General features: G+C 34.0%; 18 protein-coding genes. 6 read left to right on the top strand and 12 right to left on the bottom strand.

Going from position 1 to position 18,084, the window contains the following annotated elements:
• Position 1: 1 nt before the first annotated feature.
• From M0M57_RS07815 to M0M57_RS07850, 8 genes are all read right to left on the bottom strand, one after another.
• On the bottom strand, positions 2–307 hold the full coding sequence (locus M0M57_RS07815) for a hypothetical protein (protein WP_248436619.1): 306 nt from the start codon (positions 305–307) through the stop codon (positions 2–4).
• A gap of 5 nt (positions 308–312) precedes the next feature.
• Positions 313–600: a MerR family transcriptional regulator gene (locus M0M57_RS07820; RefSeq protein WP_248436620.1), complete on the bottom strand. Its 288-nt coding sequence runs from the start codon at positions 598–600 to the stop codon at positions 313–315.
• Positions 601–710: 110 nt separating this feature from the next.
• Positions 711–1,877: a hypothetical protein gene (locus tag M0M57_RS07825; RefSeq protein ID WP_248436621.1), complete on the bottom strand. Its 1,167-nt coding sequence runs from the start codon at positions 1,875–1,877 to the stop codon at positions 711–713.
• 60 nt (positions 1,878–1,937) lie between these two features.
• Complete coding sequence (locus tag M0M57_RS07830; protein ID WP_248436622.1) at positions 1,938–3,221, bottom strand: tyrosine-type recombinase/integrase; 1,284 nt, start codon at positions 3,219–3,221, stop codon at positions 1,938–1,940.
• A 251-nt stretch (positions 3,222–3,472) separates the two neighbouring features.
• Positions 3,473–4,051: a hypothetical protein gene (locus M0M57_RS07835; RefSeq protein WP_248436623.1), complete on the bottom strand. Its 579-nt coding sequence runs from the start codon at positions 4,049–4,051 to the stop codon at positions 3,473–3,475.
• Between the two features lie 68 nt (positions 4,052–4,119).
• A complete protein-coding gene (locus M0M57_RS07840) occupies positions 4,120–7,527 on the bottom strand; it encodes a hypothetical protein (RefSeq protein WP_248436624.1) in 3,408 nt (1,135 codons plus the stop codon).
• A gap of 146 nt (positions 7,528–7,673) precedes the next feature.
• The gene (gene chrA / locus M0M57_RS07845) at positions 7,674–8,804 is read right to left on the bottom strand and encodes a chromate efflux transporter (RefSeq protein WP_248436625.1); all 1,131 of its coding nucleotides are present in this window, start codon (positions 8,802–8,804) and stop codon (positions 7,674–7,676) included.
• Positions 8,805–8,941: 137 nt separating this feature from the next.
• A complete protein-coding gene (locus M0M57_RS07850; RefSeq protein ID WP_248436626.1) occupies positions 8,942–9,274 on the bottom strand; it encodes a DUF202 domain-containing protein in 333 nt (110 codons plus the stop codon).
• A 66-nt stretch (positions 9,275–9,340) separates the two neighbouring features.
• Here M0M57_RS07850 and M0M57_RS07855 point away from each other — a divergent pair, with 66 nt between their 5' ends.
• A complete protein-coding gene (locus M0M57_RS07855) occupies positions 9,341–10,114 on the top strand; it encodes a glycosyltransferase family 2 protein (RefSeq protein ID WP_248436627.1) in 774 nt (257 codons plus the stop codon).
• Positions 10,115–10,214: 100 nt separating this feature from the next.
• Here M0M57_RS07855 and M0M57_RS07860 read toward each other — a convergent pair whose 3' ends face one another.
• The 3 genes from M0M57_RS07860 to M0M57_RS07870 form a co-directional block, all read right to left on the bottom strand.
• Positions 10,215–11,468 (bottom strand): aspartate kinase, encoded by a 1,254-nt coding sequence (locus M0M57_RS07860; protein ID WP_248436628.1) that lies wholly within the window; start codon positions 11,466–11,468, stop codon positions 10,215–10,217.
• Between the two features lie 117 nt (positions 11,469–11,585).
• A complete protein-coding gene (locus M0M57_RS07865; RefSeq protein WP_248436629.1) occupies positions 11,586–12,077 on the bottom strand; it encodes a hypothetical protein in 492 nt (163 codons plus the stop codon).
• Positions 12,078–12,084: 7 nt separating this feature from the next.
• Complete coding sequence (locus tag M0M57_RS07870; RefSeq protein WP_248436630.1) at positions 12,085–12,570, bottom strand: GNAT family N-acetyltransferase; 486 nt, start codon at positions 12,568–12,570, stop codon at positions 12,085–12,087.
• 264 nt (positions 12,571–12,834) lie between these two features.
• On the opposite strand from M0M57_RS07870, the gene fbp reads away from it, so the two are divergent.
• Together fbp and purU are read left to right on the top strand one after the other, a co-directional pair.
• Positions 12,835–13,842, top strand: coding sequence for a class 1 fructose-bisphosphatase (fbp, locus tag M0M57_RS07875; RefSeq protein ID WP_248436631.1), 1,008 nt, complete (start codon positions 12,835–12,837; stop codon positions 13,840–13,842).
• Positions 13,843–13,907: 65 nt separating this feature from the next.
• Positions 13,908–14,741, top strand: coding sequence for a formyltetrahydrofolate deformylase (gene purU, locus M0M57_RS07880; RefSeq protein ID WP_248436632.1), 834 nt, complete (start codon positions 13,908–13,910; stop codon positions 14,739–14,741).
• A 70-nt stretch (positions 14,742–14,811) separates the two neighbouring features.
• On the opposite strand, the gene M0M57_RS07885 is transcribed toward purU, so the two are convergent.
• Positions 14,812–15,243, bottom strand: coding sequence for a tellurite resistance TerB family protein (locus tag M0M57_RS07885; RefSeq protein WP_248436633.1), 432 nt, complete (start codon positions 15,241–15,243; stop codon positions 14,812–14,814).
• Between the two features lie 176 nt (positions 15,244–15,419).
• On the opposite strand from M0M57_RS07885, the gene M0M57_RS07890 reads away from it, so the two are divergent.
• From M0M57_RS07890 to M0M57_RS07900, 3 genes are read left to right on the top strand one after another with little or no spacing between them, the layout of a single operon-like run.
• Positions 15,420–16,013, top strand: a complete 594-nt coding sequence (locus M0M57_RS07890; protein WP_248436634.1) for a HupE/UreJ family protein — start codon at positions 15,420–15,422, stop codon at positions 16,011–16,013.
• Between the two features lie 22 nt (positions 16,014–16,035).
• Positions 16,036–16,464, top strand: coding sequence for a deoxycytidylate deaminase (locus tag M0M57_RS07895; protein WP_248436635.1), 429 nt, complete (start codon positions 16,036–16,038; stop codon positions 16,462–16,464).
• A 27-nt stretch (positions 16,465–16,491) separates the two neighbouring features.
• Positions 16,492–18,063 carry a S41 family peptidase gene (locus tag M0M57_RS07900; protein ID WP_248436636.1) on the top strand — a complete coding sequence of 524 codons (1,572 nt, stop codon included), beginning with the start codon at positions 16,492–16,494 and terminating at the stop codon, positions 18,061–18,063.
• Positions 18,064–18,084: the final 21 nt, after the last annotated feature.

The raw sequence follows: 18,084 nt of genomic DNA on the forward strand, positions 1-18,084 counted from the left end.
TCTAAAACAATTTAGTTTGGTTAGACTTTGGCATTTTATCTTGGTTTGTAGTTAAATAATAGGCTCTAAAACCAGTTAGTTTGCAATGCCTTTTTTCAACTTCATAAAGTAAACCTTGCTTTTCTAAATCCCTTTTGTAACGGCAGATAGATTTTTGAGGTACTCCGGTGGCTTCCGCTACCATTGAAGCGGTGGCGGTGTTATTCTTTAAATACTCAAATATGGTTTTTAATTGAGTTTGAAATAGCTTATTTTTGCCCTGTTCATTTACTTTAAAATCAAGGCTTTGTGTATTTGTGGTACTCATAGCCTTTATTTTTTAAGTGGTGTTAAACTTTCTAAAATTTCGCTTCGCTTGTAATAGTTTTTGTTGGCAAATTTGTAAACAATTATTTTGTTACTGTTTTGCCAATGCCATAAAGTCGATGCGTTGATTTGTAGTAATTCCAAAACTTGCTCCCTACTAAGTAGGTCTTCTTTTGCGTTTTGGTTTAATAGGTCTTTTTTAAAGTCATCTAATTGACTTTTAACGCCCTCTTTAATTAACTCGGTTAATGTTTCGGGACTTACATTTTGTAGTAAGATTGAATTTTGTTGCACTGTTTTATTATTTTGAGTGAGCAACAAAAATATAGACAAATAAAATCTAAAACATTGATTTTCAATTGTTTAAACTTGTATACAAGCGAAAACAAGTTGTGCAATTTGCATTAATTTGGTTTATACTTGGCTATCAAAGGATTAAGTTTTTTATAAACTGTTTGTGCGGTTTCATTATCTACTGTTTTAACATCGTTAATACTTTGGTATGTTCCAATATCACGATTAAAATATGTTTTTAATTCATTGTAAAATTGAAAAAACTCTTTTGTTCCATAAATCAATATTTGAACTTCAACTAATTTTAGTACTATTGCTTTTATACTTTTACCTTGTTCCGTTGGAAATAGATTTTTTAATTCCTGTATAAATTTTTCTTTGTTTTCAATATTATGAAAAAATTCGAGTAAAGTTTTTTTAAGTTTTTTAGGTTTACTAATCTCGTTTGGTTGAGGTATTATATTTTTAGGAATATCAATTAATGAAGTTTTTATTAACTGAAAATTGTTTTCTATTCTCTCAATAGCATCAATTAATAAAACATTATATTTTGAATGTATTTGGTTGTTAGTTACATTTTTTAGATGGTCTATTATATCTTGTTTAAACTCTATTTTATCAATTTCATTTATTTTGTCAAAGATAAATCTATACCTAATTAAGTAATTTTCTAAATTAATTTTAAATTCTTTAAAGTCACTTTTAGAATACGGTTTTAATACGGATTGTAGTGCAAATCTTTTTGTTTTGTTATAGTGATTAAAATAATATTCAGGTGTAAAGTCAGAATTTATTTCAGGGTAACTTTGTTTGATAAAGTTGTAAATATTTATACAATTTGAGACTATTTCAGGAATGGGTACAATTTTGTATTCATAATTTTTGACAAATGCTTCTTTTCCATAAATAGTATTGAAAAATTGAAGTTTATCTACAAACAAATAAATAGCATGAAAATCTATATCTGTACTAAATAATTTGTCTTTACTCTCATCCGAATAAAAAAAATGTTCTTTAAGTTTTTTATCAGGTAATACTTCAAAATCAATATTCCATAGTTCAACAATTTTAACGCAATTATCACAAATAATCTGTAACAAAGTTTCGTTTTCAATTTTTGTTTCTGTTAAGTATAATTTCATTGAAGTTGAATCAAGAAATTTTGTTTCAGCTTCACAAATTAAATAATTATACGTAATATTTGAATTTTTTAAATCCTCCTTTAGAAGCTTTAAAATCTCTCTTAACTGTAAATCTATTATGTTTATTATCTTCATATTACTTTAATATTCAATGTATGAAATGTACGAAATGCATGTTAAATTAAAACTTTATTTTTAAAAATAGTTTGTCAATTCCATAGCAATATCTTTATTGCTTTTACCGATATAATTTAAAAACATGGCTTCCGTACTATGTCCGGTAACATAAATTAAAAATGAAGTTGGAATAGTTCCGTAATTGTTTGAAGCAAATGAACGTCTTCCAATATGTGAAGTTACTAAATCACACTTTTCAAAAGTTCCGGTTTCTTTTCTAAAAATACCGCTTTCGGGTTCGGTTTCTGCTATTCTGCTCCCTTTTACTTTTTGTGTTATTTTCGCTTCTCTACAAACGTCTTTGATATAGTCATTATATTTTTGGTCTGAAATGGCTCTCGGAAATTCTCCATTTCTTTTATCCAAAATAGCAATTACTTTTTGCGATAATGGAACGGTCATTTCTTTGCCTGTTTTCTTTTGAGTAAATTCAATCAAAGGAACTAAAACGTCTTTTTTGTTTTTTTCATAACGTATCATGTTTTTTGTAAACCGCATGAAATCGGAAACCCTTTGCCCTGTGTAACATGAAATTAAAAGCCAGTCCCTTGCATTATCTAAATGGTCAACTAAATCCGTTTTTTCTTCTATTGCTTTTAACTCCTTTTCGGTTAAATAAATACTTTCGATTTTTGAATATTTTACTTTGATGTTATCTAATTGGTAACTGGTTTCAAGTCCGTTTGATTTTGCGTGTTTACAAATCGTTTTGATGAAACGAATAGTTCGTGCTATTGTGTTTGGTGCGTAGTCATTTGACAAACAATAATTTTCAAAATGCGTTTTAAATCCGGCATCAATATCAGTAATTAAAAGAGTTTTTTTGTAGTGATTTTGATACCTCGTTAAAAGTTGTTTGATAACGTTGCATTTCTTTATTGTGCTTTCGGTTACTTCAGTACGTTTAACTTCTATGTAGTGAAGTAAATATTTAATTAATTCAGTCGGAAGCTTTTCTATTTGTTGAGGTGGGTTGTAATAGTAATCAATTTGAGTTTGTAACCATTCTTTATTTATCTCATCAGGATTAACAGAATTAAAGGCTCTCAAAATGTGGTTTTCAATTTTGTTGAGTTCGTTGTTTACTTCCAGTCTTTTATTGATAATATCGACTTCTTTAGTTCCTTTAATCTTTTTTGTTTTTTTATCCGGTACATGGTTTTCATTCCAGTAATTTTTTGATACTTCATATTTCGTATTTGCACCAAAAACAAAATCTGCATTGTCGAAACGATACAGTAAACGTAAATGTAGATTTGCCGTTTCCTTAGTTGAGCGATACATAAAATTAACCGTTGCCATATTATAAAGTATTACAGTAATACAAATATAAATAAAATGTACGGTATTTGTACGGTAAAATGCAATTTGTTTAAATCTATTGCAATTTAAAACAAAAAGGATTATGTTTGTAAAGCTTTGTTATTATTGATTTTATAAGTAGTAAATCAATTTTTGAAGTGGTTTTCAGAAGTTGTAATATTGCATTGTAAGTAGTCCCATCTTCTCCACAAAAAAACCGCAAGTCTATTTTGATTGCGGTTTTTTTTGTTTTAAGCATCCGGTAAAGGATCACCTACTTTGACATCACAACGGTGATGCGGTTGACCATGTGCCGGATTATTTTTTGGTTTAGGTGTGTTTGAATTAGTTGTGGTGGTAATCGTAGTTTTAGAGTTAGCATCACTCACAACACCATCTTTAGCTTTCGAACTAATTTGAGTAGCTTGCGGACTTGGAGCTGTAGCTACTGCCGGAGCCGGATTAGCTTGTTGTTCGCTCTGAACTGTTTTAAAAAATGATTTCGGTGCATTTTGCTGAACCGGTGCAGGAGTAGTTCCTTGTGCGGGAGCAGAACCATCTAAAGGTGCTCCAACTGCAATCTCACATTTATGAAAAGGCTGTCCGTGTGGCGGATTTAATTTTGGCGGTTGTCCTGCCGGAGTTGCTGTTTGTGTAGCTGCCGGAGCAGGAGTTGTGGTTACATTCGAAACATCATTTGTTGCTGGTGTTTCGCCTGCCGTTGTTTCTGTTTTTTGTTCTGTAGAAGCAGGTGCTTCCTCTGTTTTTTTACAAGAAGTAAAGAAAAGTGAACTTCCCAAAAGGAAAAGTAGTATCGATTTTGATTTCATAAGGTTATTTTTTTCAATTTCAAATATAATAATTTAAAAATGAATGGCTTTTATTTTAACAAATTGTCTTAAAAATAAGCCCGTAACTGAACACTTCCCGTATGAATTGTATCACTGGTTTCGCTCTTTCTTCCTTGGTAATTCACATTCACATCTAAATATTGTGTCAAGTTTTTTTGAATTAATAATCGCCACGTTTGGTTTCTTCCCGGTTGAAGTCCTTCCAACATTTGAAAACCTACCGCCGATAATTCATCACCGGTAAAATTATTGTTGTAAAGCGAAAATTCTCCGTTCATCGTAAATTTCTTCTCGCCCGCATAGGTGAAGGAAGTTCCTAATCTACTCTGATTTAACGTTTCGCTGTTACCCAACTGATTTTCTTTGTTTTGAATCTCATAAAATACATCCAAACTCGTGTTTTTCGAAAATAAATAACTCACTTTCGGAGCAATTTGATAGCCTAAAATATCAAAATTTCGAGCCGGAAAATTATCAGAAATGCTTTCGGTGGTAAACGTTTTTCCCGATAAGGCAAACAACCAACTCTTTTTTAATAAGTGAGCATATTGCACTTGATGAGCAAAATTTTTATTTTCTTGTGAACCGATGGAAAGCAAATTTTTGGTTCTACTATTTAAAATAGAATAAGTAACCGAATGATTTTGTTTCCCTCTGTTGTAAAAGAAACTGTTCATAAAACTCGAATTCAATCCCAATAATTCCGATTCATCACTTTCAAACGGATTGAGGTTGAAGTTATCCGAATTACGTTCAATTTTCCTATCAATTAAAAACGAAGTTTGGTTATAGAAATAAGACAAAAATTTCTTAAATCCGGTATCATTCTGCCAAATGGATGGATTCAGCGTAAGCGAAAGCGAAAACTTGTTTTGATGGGTTTTAATAAACACCTGATTCGGCAAAAACACACGAACATATTTGGCTTGGTCGGGAAACGGAGCAATTTCAAATTCCTGCAGTTCCTGAATTCCGTTGCCGTTGTAATCATTCCACATAAAAACTCCTTGGCCGGGTTCTACTTCCAAATAGGTGAATTCTTGCTGTGGTAAAGTTCCCGAAGCCGTTTCATAAGCTGTAGTAAGCAAAAGCAACTGCTTAAAAAAACGATCGTTATACAAAATGCGTGAATTCAGCGAAGGTTCATCTGCTCGTGCATTATCTTCAAATTGTAGATTTCTATAGTTTACAAAAACACTCAAATCGCTTTTTTCGGTTTGCAGCAAACGTGATTTTAAATAATAAGAATGCGAACGATTCACCCGCTGCACAAAACCGTTTTGCAAACTGTCGTTCACCCGATGCAAATAGCCCACTTCCATAAAAACTTTTGTAGAATCGCCTCTTCCTACAAATCCGCCATATTCCAAAAAGCGTTGACTAAGTGGAGAAAAAGTATTGGTGGCTACGATTTTTTCACTGTTGTCTTCCAGACGAAGACTTCCTCCAACCCAATTTTTCTTCCAATCATATTTGGCTTGAGTTTCGCTTCTGGCAAAAGTTGAATTGGCAAATGAACCATCACTTTTCATCAAACTGCTATTGTTTACAAGCGTCCAATTTTTGTGACGAAAACGACCATTCAATACATGCCGAATTCCTGAAAAATTATCCGAAAAGTCCAATTTTTCTAATTGATAATTGGCAAAACCTTTTTCAGGATGATTCCATCGAAGTCCGGAAATTACCAAACTTTGATTTCCGGTTGGAGTAGTCAAGTTCCAATCGCGATCGAATTCAATCGTAAACAAACGTTCAATTGTTCTAAAATCTCTATCCACAAATTGCACATTCGCAAACGCATCCAACGTCCAATTTTTGGTAAAAAGACGTTGGCTGGCATTAAGTCTTCCGGCAATTCCTTGGTTGTCGTCGTTATCTAAATTGGAATATAAATTCAAATCATTGTTGCTTATTCCCACTTCAAAATCAACATTTGTTTTATCTGACGGATTGTATTTCCCCATCACCGTAGCAATTTGAATTTTGGTCGGAGCAATCAGTCGAATAATAGGTTCATAATTTCCTTGCGGAATACCACCAATAGGTTCAACATAGTTATAAATTCTGCCCACCGCTTGGTTGTTGGCTAAGATGTAATTTCCTTGATTATTTCCCACCAAAGAAAAGCGAACATTGTATAAAACTTCTTCCGGATTATTAGAAAATTCAAAGACTTCCACACCCGAAATGAGTATTTTTCTATATAGAATTTTGTTTTCCGAATAGGTATCCACATAAGCAGAAGGAGCATTCATCAAATTGATATTATCGCCGGCATTTTTGAGAATTTCAACTTGTTCTTCGGATAAATCCTGCTGTAAAGGTTGATTTTTTACATCATTTTCAGAATAAATAAATCCACCGATACTCCATTTTTCGCGTTCGTGGGTTACGCCGCCATAGGTGACAAATCGGGTGAAACTGCGGTCGGAATATTGGTATTCAATGTTAATTCGCATTTCGGAATTGATGGGAAAAAGCGAAGTAAATGTAACTTCTCCGGCATTGTAATCAATAGTGTAGTGATTGTTTTCGCCACGTTGCAAGAGAACACCGTTGACAAAAACGCGTTCGGAACCGGAAATTACCAAGACATACAATTCGCCATTGTTACCACGAAGTTTATACGGCCCTTGATTTCCTTCCTGACCCACAAAAGTGCTTTTGGCATATTGTCCACGGACGAGAGCTGCCGACGCAAAAATTGTGGTTCTGTTTCCTTCTTCGCCCAGACGAAATTGTGTGGATAAACCTTGTACTTTTTTATTGAAATTTAAAAAACGAGATTGTCTGTTTTCTAAAAATAAATCACCGGCACGAATGTTCCATTTGTCGGAATATAATTCGATAAAAATCTGATCAAATTCATCTAATTTTTGCGAATAGCCGCCTTCTTGCAACGGAATATTACTGTCTTGAATAGAAGCCCGCAAACTCACTTTATCCGACAATTTTCCGGCAATTTGTAAATCTAAATTGGAGTTTACTACGGCATTTTGATTGTTTCCAATGGTTACTCCTCTTGTAATACTTCCTGAAGTGGTGAGTCCGTCAAACGGTTTAAAGTTGTTGACTCGATCTTTGGAAAGTGAATATAATTGACCATTTCCTCTGGAGTTGGGAACCACTTTACTTTCATCATAAACGCTATACGTTTTGGTTAAATATTCCGGAAAAGCGAGGTAGCGAACCGTTAATGTATCGTTGGATTGAAAATTATTTTTAAAAACAAGAGTTCCTTTTTGAAAGTTAACGTTATAAAAAGTAGTGTCAATCGGATTGCCATTCCCATTCAAAACTTTAAAGAACTCTTTGTTAATGCTTACTTTTTCGAGCGAAATCGTATCCGTTGAAACGGTAATTTTTTTCTTTTTATAAGGTGTTTCGCTTTCCTGAGCCCACAACCCGGAAACCATCAGCAGCAACATCCCTAAAAAGCAATTTTTCAACATAGTTATACTAACTCTAAAAATTCAAAAGTAGTATTTTTTAGGGGTTAAAAGTGTGGTTTGGGATGGAATAAATTGGGAATAGTTGATTGAAAATAGTCAATTAAAATAAAATGAAAATCAATCAGAAGTTTTTAGAATTTGAAATTTTATACAGAACTCAGCAAATAACCCAATAAAGATCCGCCCAAAACAACAAAAGCACTATTTATTTTTCGGTAGCCAAAAGCAATGGAAATACTTAGAATTGCGATTAGAATTGTTCGCCAATCGGTAATTGTATCTTTTCCCATATCAAAACAAACAGCCACAATAATGGCAACCGAAGCAACATTAACAGCATCTAAAAAACCGGAGAATAATGTGGAATTTCGCATTTTTTTCACAATCGGAATAAGCAATGCAACAAATAAAAATGATGGTAAAAAGATGGCAATCGTAGAAACAACAGCTCCGCTAAATCCGTTAATTTGATAACCAATAAAAGTTACCGAAGAAAAAACAGGCCCGGGTGTAAATTGCCCCACTGCTATGGCATCGATTAATTGTTGACGGGTTAAAAGCCCTGTTGAAACTAATTCTGTATCGAGAAAGGCAAACAAAACATAACCGCTTCCGTACAAGATTGCTCCAATTTTGAGAAAAATCCAAAATAAGTTTGCGTTAGTTGCCGAAAGTAAAGTAGTGTTGGTAATTTGTAATAACGTTAGAGGAAGAAAACTCGGAAGACTATTTTGTTTATTACTTCGAATGTAGGCCAAAAAAAGAGCAAAAAAACCGGCTCCAAACATCAAATAAATTTCGTTTATTTTGAATAACGAACCCATCAAGACGATTAGTCCAATGATGATTAATTCTGTTGACTTGAGCGATTTTTTTGCCAAGGGGAAAATAGCTCCTAAAATAATGGCAATAATCGCCGGTTTTATCCCATAAATAAAAGGTTGCACAGCCGGAAGTACGCCGTATTGCTTGTATAAATAAGCAAAAATTCCGGTGATGAAAACCGCCGGAAGAATAAAACAAAGTCCGGCTACAACCAATCCTTTCCAACCACCTTTTTCGTGGCCAATGTGCATGGTCATTTCGGTACTGTTAGGTCCTGGAATTAGGTTTGTTGCCCCAATAAGATCAAGAAAATGTTGTTCTGTTAGCCATTTTCTTTTCACAACCACTTCGTCTTGCATCATGGCAATATGAGCCGCAGGACCACCAAAACCGATGATGCCGAGTTTCAAAAAAAGTTTTGCGATGTCTTTTAATGAGGCATTATTTTCCATTTTTTAAAAAGAGATATGTATTTAGTTGTGCTTTTAAAAGTAAATCTATTTCAAATTTGAATTTACCATTTTATAATCCATTCATCAACTTTGTGCCTTAAAACCTTTGTGGCAATAAAAAGCTGCACTTCAAAAAACTATGCCTCTTTTTTTTCCTCAAACATCAACTCAATTTGACTATAATAATTTTTCAGTTGTCGGTTTAGTTTTTGAAAACGATAAATACCAATAATAACCAATAAAATAGTTAGGCCTAAAGAAATGTATCCTATAAATTTAATACTTTCAAAACCTTCTAACTGAATAATTGCAATGCCTCCCAATAACAAATAAAGTGAAGATCTGATGTAGGAGAGTAGGGTTCTTTCGTTGGCTAGCTTGGTTCGTTCCATCGCCAAATAATCACGGAGAATGATTTCGTCTCGATTTTCAAACTTGCTGGAAAAATTAAAGATTCTTTTAATATTCATTGCCATTTTAAGGAAATTCTATTTTGGTTTGAAGATAAAGTTAAGCATAAAATCTTATTTTATCGAATGAAACAAAAAGAAATTTTTAGGTTTTGGGTTTTATCGTTTGGTAATTTACAACTCATTTCCCTATTTTTGAAATGTAATAAAGCCAGTATGTTTAAACCGTTTAAAATCCTAAATCGTGAACCCATTCGTTTTGTTGTGGCTATCCCAACCATCAATCGAGCAGATTTATTAAACGAAGCACTAATTAATTATTTTAATGATTTCAAAGAAACTCCTATTGTGATTTGCGATAACGGAAATCAGGAAATCATCAGTCGACAACATAACTATGATATTCTTCGCCCGGAAACCAATTTAGGCGTTGCCAAAAGTTGGAATTTACTAATGGAATTTGCTGAAAAGCAAAAAGCCACACATGTATTAATGCTTAACGATGATGTTTATTTAGGCAAAACGGAAACTCAAATTCAATCGGTTTTACAAATTTGGAAAAAGATGGATTTTATCAATTCTTACCAACAATGGAGTTCTTATATTCTTACTGTTCAGGCTTGGAAAGAGTTTGGCAAGTTTGATGAAAACATTTTTCCTGCTTATTTTGAAGATAATGATGCTTATTACCGTATGAAACTGCTTGATATGAATATGGTTTATACCGAAAAACTCAATCCGGTTATTTTTAGAAATTCGATGACAATTGAAAAAGACGCTTCGCTGAATGAGAATTTTTTTAAAAACCGAAGGTATTATATTCAAAAATGGGGAGGAGCACCTGATCAAGAAAAATTCAGTATTCCTTTTAATGGTAATTTGGATTGTATTATGAATTAAAAAAAACAGGAATTTTTTCTTCCATCCTATAAAATGGAAAAAATCCGCAACCCGCAACCCGCAACTTGAAACCTGAGACCTGAAACCTGAAACAAAAAAACTACCCCCTCGTCACCACCTGCAACGTCTCTCTACTTATCTGCTTCACCAAAACTTCCTTGTTTTCCTCCACAGTCTGAGCCGCTTTTTCAGTAAAGTGACGAATCGTGTACAACGAAACATTTTCGTTATACGAAACTTTAAACTTTTTAGAAAGAATGGTTTTCAACTCAGGAAAGTTCCCAAATTTATCCTCAATACACACCGAAAAACTAATCGCAGTATTCTGAATCAAACTCACTTTCATTTTATAATCGTGAAACAACGCAAAAATCTCGCTGATGTTTTCCTCCATAATAAACGAAAAATCAATCGACGAAAGCGAAATCAACAATTGATTCTTTTTCACAATAAAACACGAAGTTTGTGGTTCCAAATCCGCTCCCTTATACACTCTCGTGCCCGGTAACAGCGGATTAACAAACGACTTCACAAACAACGGAATCTCCTTTTTCTGCAAAGGTTGCAACGTTTTTGGGTGAATAACTGAAGCTCCGTAAAACGCCAACTCAATCGCTTCGCGATACGAAATCTGATTCAGCAAAATGGCATTCTCAAAATACCTTGGATCGGCATTCAAAACACCCGGAACATCTTTCCAAATCGTCACACTTTCCGCATTCAAACAATACGCAAAAATAGCCGCCGTATAATCCGAACCTTCACGACCCAAAGTTGTCGTAAAGTTATTTTCATCCGAACCTAAAAAACCTTGCGTGATGTTTAACGATTTTCGTTTTACATTTTTCGAAATTAGCTTTTGCGTTTGCTCCCAATCTACAATCGCATCACGATACGTTGCATCGGTTTTAATAAACTGACGAACATCCAACCAATTGTTTTTCAGGTTATTATGATTAAAATAATGACTCACAATCGTCGTCGAAATAATCTCCCCATAACTCACCACCTGATCATACACAAAGTTGTAATTCGGCGATTTGTTGTGGCTCAAAAAATAATCCAACTCTTCAAAATGAGCATTTACCGCTCTATAAACGGGATGTTTATCGTCTTCAAACAATTCCAACAAAATCTGGTTATGGTACTTTCGCACTTCCTGAATCGATGCTTTCAATTCAGGCGATTTTTCAAAATAATGTTTAATCACGATTTCCAACGCATTCGTGGTTTTCCCCATCGCAGAAATCACAAGCAAAACATCATCGTGCCCCACTTTTTGCAACACAGACAATACGTTTTTTACACCTTCGGCATCTTTTACAGACGCTCCTCCAAATTTGAATATTTTCATGAGTTTAATTGATGAATTAATTTGAATTTTTTTTTATTAAGGTTTTGGTGTTTAAACTCCATTAAAAACTACTAATGATTTTAAGAAGAATAATTTTATTCGTTTATAATAAATTGTCTAATTATACTCATAAATATTAATTCTTCCGTCATTTCTTTTTATAAAAATTAGCTTTTCTTCTGGGTAAACATTTTCAATCTCTAAAGTGTCTCCACTATCAATTATTTGTTCACGAGATTTGGAAAATTTTATCAAAGTTTCAAAACCTATTGTTTCCTTATTAATTTCTATTTTTTTAAGACCATAACTTGAATATTTAAAAGAGTTATATTCATGAACTTCTAATCTTATCAAGCGTCCTTTATTTAATTTGAATTCGGTTTCAAATTGATAAATTTTCCCGTTTATTTTAAACGGTTGTTTAAAGTCGTCATTTTTTTTATCAAAAGATTTAACAATCTCTAAATCTTTTATAATTTTTCTACTTATACTATCTTCAAAAACTATATATTTTGCAACAACCTCCGAATTGTTAGGTATCTTATTTTTTTTTGTACAACTAATCAAAATTGTAAAAAATAGTATATACAAACTCAATCTTTTTTTCATAACGGTCTTAAAGGTTATAATCTCCATTATTCAAAAATCGTTCAATTCCTTCCTCATCCATCTGCACCACTCGCCAATCATCCAACACTTTCGCACCCGATTTTTCATAAAACCGAATCGCCGGTTCATTCCAATCCAAAACATTCCATTCAATGCGTCGCACTCCGTCTTTCTTGCCTTGCTTCATAATTTCGGTGTATAATGCCAAACCTGCTCCGGTGCCACGATGAGCTTCCTTCACAATCAAATCTTCCAAATGAATCGTCTTCCCTTTCCAAGTTGAATACCGATAATAATACAACGCCATTCCAATGATTTCACCATTCAATTCCGCCACAAACGTGTGAAAAAGTGGATTTTCACCAAAACCATCACGCACCAAATCATCCACAGAAACCACCACCGCATCAGGTTCTTTTTCAAAAACAGCGAGTTCTTGAATCAATCCTAACACCGCCGTCATATCGTCAATTTCTCCTTTTCTAATGTTCATTTTTTTTCAGAAGCTATTCCTGCCATCCGCTACATCCCGATAGCTATCGGGATCGCCACAAAGCTAAAAATGCTATAAACCGCTTTAAGCATTTTAAAGCTCTGTTGCTGCGGGCTTCCTGCCTGCCGGCAGGCAGGTCCGCTACTGTCAGGGCTATTAATCGTGCACAAAAGTACAATTCTTTAACATAACACAATAATAATCTGGTTTGTATCACAAAAATTTCGATATTTGTGCCACTAATACAACTACAACGTTTGCGAAATGGAAGAAAGAAACAAAACACTGGGTGAGTTCATCATCGAAAAGCAAGAAGAATTTCAATACTCAACAGGAGAATTATCACGCATCATCAACTCCATCCGACTAGCAGCCAAAGTAGTTAACTACAAAGTAAACAAAGCCGGATTAGTCGATATCGTAGGAGCAGCAGGCGAACAAAACATTCAAGGCGAAGACCAACAAAAGTTAGATGTTTATGCCAACGAAGTCTTTATTCAAACCCTTATCAACCGTGAAATTGTGTGCGGAATCGCCTCAGAAGAAAACGACGATTTTATCACCGTAGCCGGTAGCGACAATTTGCATAACAATAAATATGTTGTGTTAATGGATCCAATGGACGGTTCATCCAACATCGATGTAAACGTGTCTGTGGGAACTATTTTTTCTGTTTTTAGACGTAAAACACCAATGGGAACTCCGGTAACTTCCGAAGATTTTCTGCAACCCGGCGTAAATCAAGTGGCAGCAGGTTATGTAATTTACGGAACGTCAACTATGTTGGTTTATACTACAGGTCACGGCGTAAATGGATTTACATTAAATCCTGCCATCGGAACATTTTATCTTTCTCATCCCAATATGAAGTATTCCGAAACCGGAAAAATCTATTCGATAAACGAAGGAAACTATGTTCATTTTCCGCAAGGTGTAAAAGATTATTTAAAATATTGTCAGTTGGAAGAAGAAGACCGTCCTTATACCTCCCGTTACATTGGAAGTTTGGTTTCCGATTTTCACAGAAATATGATTAAGGGCGGAATTTATATTTACCCAACGAGTTCAAAAGCTCCAAATGGTAAACTACGTTTATTATATGAATGCAACCCAATGGCCTTCCTCGCCGAACAATCCGGCGGAAAAGCATCAGACGGCTACAATCGCATCATGGAAATTCAACCCACCGAATTACACCAACGTGTTCCCTTCTTTTGCGGAAGCCGGAAAATGGTAGAAAAAGCAGAAGAGTTTATGGCAAAATACAAATAATACGTAGCTTTTAATTTGTTAAATTAAATCTTTTTGTTGTAAATTTCCATCTTAAAATAATTAGGATGGTTTTATTAATACAATGTGAAGACCAAAAAGGTTTAGTGGCCAAAATAACTGCTATTCTCCTTCATCACGATTATAATATAGTTTCGCTTAGAGAGTATGTAGATCAAGAAAAAAACAGGTTTTATGCTCGTTTTGCTTGCCAAGATAATGGCACAGATTTTAATGCAATTGCATACAATTTGAAAACTGTATTGCCAGAAGGAGCTCTACTAACGATTAATCCAAATCCAGAAAAAAATATTGCGGTTTTAGTAACCAAAGAGCACCATTGTTTGAGTGATATTTTAATTCGGCATCATTTTAAAACGTTTCAGGCTCAAGTGGTTTGCGTTATAGGAAATCATCCGGATTTAAAAGATTTGTGCGATAAATTCTCCGTTCCATTTTTCTTTATTTCTACAGATAAAAAAACCAAAGAAGAATTTGAACAAGAATTAATTGCAAAAATAGATTCGTATTCGGTTGATTATATAGTGCTTGCAAAATTTATGCGAATTCTATCTCCGGTTTTTGTAGAAAAGTATCCGCAGAAAATCATCAATATTCACCATTCTTTCTTGCCCGCATTTATTGGAGCAAATCCATATAAACGTGCTTTTGAAAGAGGAGTAAAACTAATTGGGGCAACGGCTCATTTTGTAACCAATGATTTAGACGAAGGACCAATTATTGCACAACAAACGCTACCTGTAAATCATGCGTTTACCATTCAAGATACTGTAAACACCGGAAGAGAAATTGAATCAGCTGTTTTGGCAAAAGCACTCAACTTGATTTTTCAAGATAAAGTGTTTGTCTATCAAAACAAAACCATAGTATTTGATAATTAAGAAGCTTATATGCCTAAAAAAGCCCCAAAATTTATTACTTAATGGGGCTTTTTACTGTTTTTTGGTTTTATTATTTATTCATATTTTGCATTTCAAACAAAAACGTATCCAAATCGACATTGAGTACCAAAAGCGACAACGCCTTATCAACAATATAATTTACGTTTCCTGGCGTAAATCCCAAAGCCAAAGCAAATTTGATTAAAATTTCTTTTTGTTTCGGACCTAAAATATGATCGGCATAAACCATTCTCGCCAAATCATACAGACGCTCCAAACGGTGAATGTACAAATACGGAGGATTAATTGGGTATTTCATTGGATTGTCCATGATTTCATCATATTCATCCTTAGAAATTTCAAGGTTTTTGGCCAATTTATCAATGAATTCTCTTTCTTCTACGGTAATGTCACCATCGCTTAACGCCACACGTACAATGGCCGAAAAGTGACCTTTATTTCTATTTTTAAATCCGCTATCAAATAAATCTGAAATTGACATAAGTTTGCTTTAAATTATTGTGCAAATATAATTCTATTTCCAATTTTTTTTAAGAAATCCGCAAAAATTCTTTTTAAAAATTACTTTTCTTTAACATCATTTTAAAGGTTTCAATTCCAACAGTTTCAAAATAAATCGTAAGTTTGAACACCCTAAGTTTTAAAATCTATTAATCTATGTCAGAATTCTGGTTATACTTTAACATTGGCCTTCAACATGTCCTCGACATTGACGGCTACGATCATGTGCTTTTTCTCATTGCTCTAACGGTTCCTTATGCTTTTAAAGATTGGAAACGAGTGCTAATTTTGGTCTCACTTTTTACATTAGGTCATACGTTGGCTTTGATGCTTTCTGTTTTTGAAGTCGTCATCATTAAAGCAAGTTTGGTCGAATTTCTTATTCCAATTACCATTTTAATCACCGCACTTTTCCATCTTTTTACCGCCGGAAAATCTGGTAAAAAAGAAAGTATTACGTTTGTCGCTTTTGTAACTTTGTTTTTCGGAATCATTCACGGATTAGGTTTTTCCAACTATTTTAAATCCATTTTACCCGGCGAAAAAGTTGATAAATTAGTGCCGCTTTTAGAATTTGCCCTCGGAATCGAAGTGGCTCAAATTATAGTTGTATTAATTGTTTTACTTTTGTCGTATATTGTTCAAACATTTTTCCGTTTTTCTAAGCGGGATTGGACATTGGTAATGTCGTCTTTCGTAATCGGAGTAGTTCTTCCGATGATTATTGGCAGCGACATTTGGAAAGGATAACGTTTACAATGGATGTTAAAAAATGAATAAAAAGAAATTAAATAAATACGACAAAGCCTACCTTCGTATTGCTAAAGAATGGAGCCGTTTGTCGTATTGCAAACGAAAACAAGTAGGTGCTATTATCGTAAAAGACCGTATGATTATCTCTGATGGTTATAACGGAACACCCTCTGGTTTTGAAAACTGTTGCGAAGACGAAGATAACGTTACAAAATGGTATGTGTTGCATGCCGAAGCTAATGCCATTTTAAAAGTTGCCGGTTCAACACAATCGTGTGAAGGTGCAACCTTGTATATTACGCTTTCTCCGTGCAAAGAATGTAGTAAACTCATTCATCAATCCGGAATAAAAAGAGTGGTGTATCATGCAAGTTACAAAGACGACAGCGGAATTCAATTCTTATTAAAAGCAGGTGTAGAAGTAGAATTAATTGAAGAATTAGAATAATCTTTTCTTGAGTAGGAAAAACAGACAGTGAAAATCAAAAAAATATATTGGCCAATTGTACTCTTTTCTGCTATTGCATTAGGAGTGATTGTGGGAGGAAAATTAAACACATTTTCTCCTCAGGCTTCTTATTCGCCAAATAGTCACAAAAGTAAACTCAACCGTTTAATCGATTTTATCGAAAGAGACTATGTAGATCAGGTTGATACTGATAGCATTGTTGATTTAACCGTAAACGGAATTTTGGAAAAATTAGACCCTCACTCCGTTTACATTTCAAAAAGTGAATTTGACGAAGTTTCCGAATCAATGCGGGGCGATTTTGTGGGAATTGGTGTAAATTTTTACATGTACAAAGATTCTGTTGCCGTTATCAAACCTTTGCATGGCGGACCTTCTGAAAAAGCAGGAGTCAAGTCGGGCGATAGAATTTTGTATGCCGACAAGTATAAGTTGTTTGGGAGAAAATTACCAAATGATTCTCTTTTTCCAAAATTAAAAGGCGAAGTAGGTTCAGAAGTTACGCTGACATTATTCAGAAAAAGCGAAAATAAACAACTTAAAGTCAAATTAAAAAGAGATATTATTCCCATTAAAAGTGTCGATGTCGGTTTGATGATAAATCCAACAATCGGTTTCATCAAAATCAACCGTTTTGCAGAATCCACTTATAAAGAATTCAAAATCGAATTGGAAAAACTTAAAACAAAAGGAGCAAAAACCATCGTAATTGATGTGCGTGACAATGGCGGTGGTTATTTAGACCAAGCCGTAAAAATTGCCGATGATTTTTTAGTGAAAGACGCTCCCATTGTCTCCACCAAAAATAAAAAAGGCCGAATTGACAAAACAAAAGCAACGAGTGGCGGACTTTTTGAAAGCGGTAAAATAATTGTTTTAATCAACGAAAATTCAGCTTCTGCTTCCGAGATTTTAGCCGGAGCCATTCAGGATAACGATCGCGGTCAGATTATCGGGCGACGTTCCTTCGGAAAAGGCTTGGTACAACGTGAAATGCCGTTGGGTGATGGGTCAGCTGTTCGTTTAACGGTAGCACGTTATTACACACCTTCAGGAAGATCTATTCAAAAACCGTATGTAGAAGGAAATGAAAATTATTTTAATGAATTTGAAAAACGTTTTTACAGCGGCGAATTATATGAAAAAGACAGCATTAAAGTAGCCGACAGTTTAAAATTCAAAACTTTAAAAGGACGAACGGTGTATGGCGGAGGTGGAATTATTCCTGATGTTTTTGTGCCTTTAAACGGAAAACACGGCGATGAAGCTACCGAAATGCTAATGCAATCCGGCATCGTAAGCTATTTTGTGTTTGAACAATTAGACCAAAACCGAAAAGAATTTGAAGGATTGTCTTTTGATTTCTTTAAAAAGAAGTTCGAAGCAAATAATGTTTATGTTGATAAGTTTGAAAATTACCTCAAATCAAACGGAGTTTTACTCAATTTAGATACTCACAAACCAATGGTGAAAAACTATTTGATGGCAGAATTTGCCCGTCAATTGTTTGATGAAGAAAAATATTTTGAAATTCGGTTGAAAAACGATTTGATGATTCAAGAGGTGTTGAAGAAGTAGCTTTTGTCTCATTTTTATTTT

Source organism: Flavobacterium azooxidireducens, from assembly GCF_023195775.1.
Taxonomy (GTDB): Bacteria; Bacteroidota; Bacteroidia; order Flavobacteriales; family Flavobacteriaceae; genus Flavobacterium; species Flavobacterium azooxidireducens.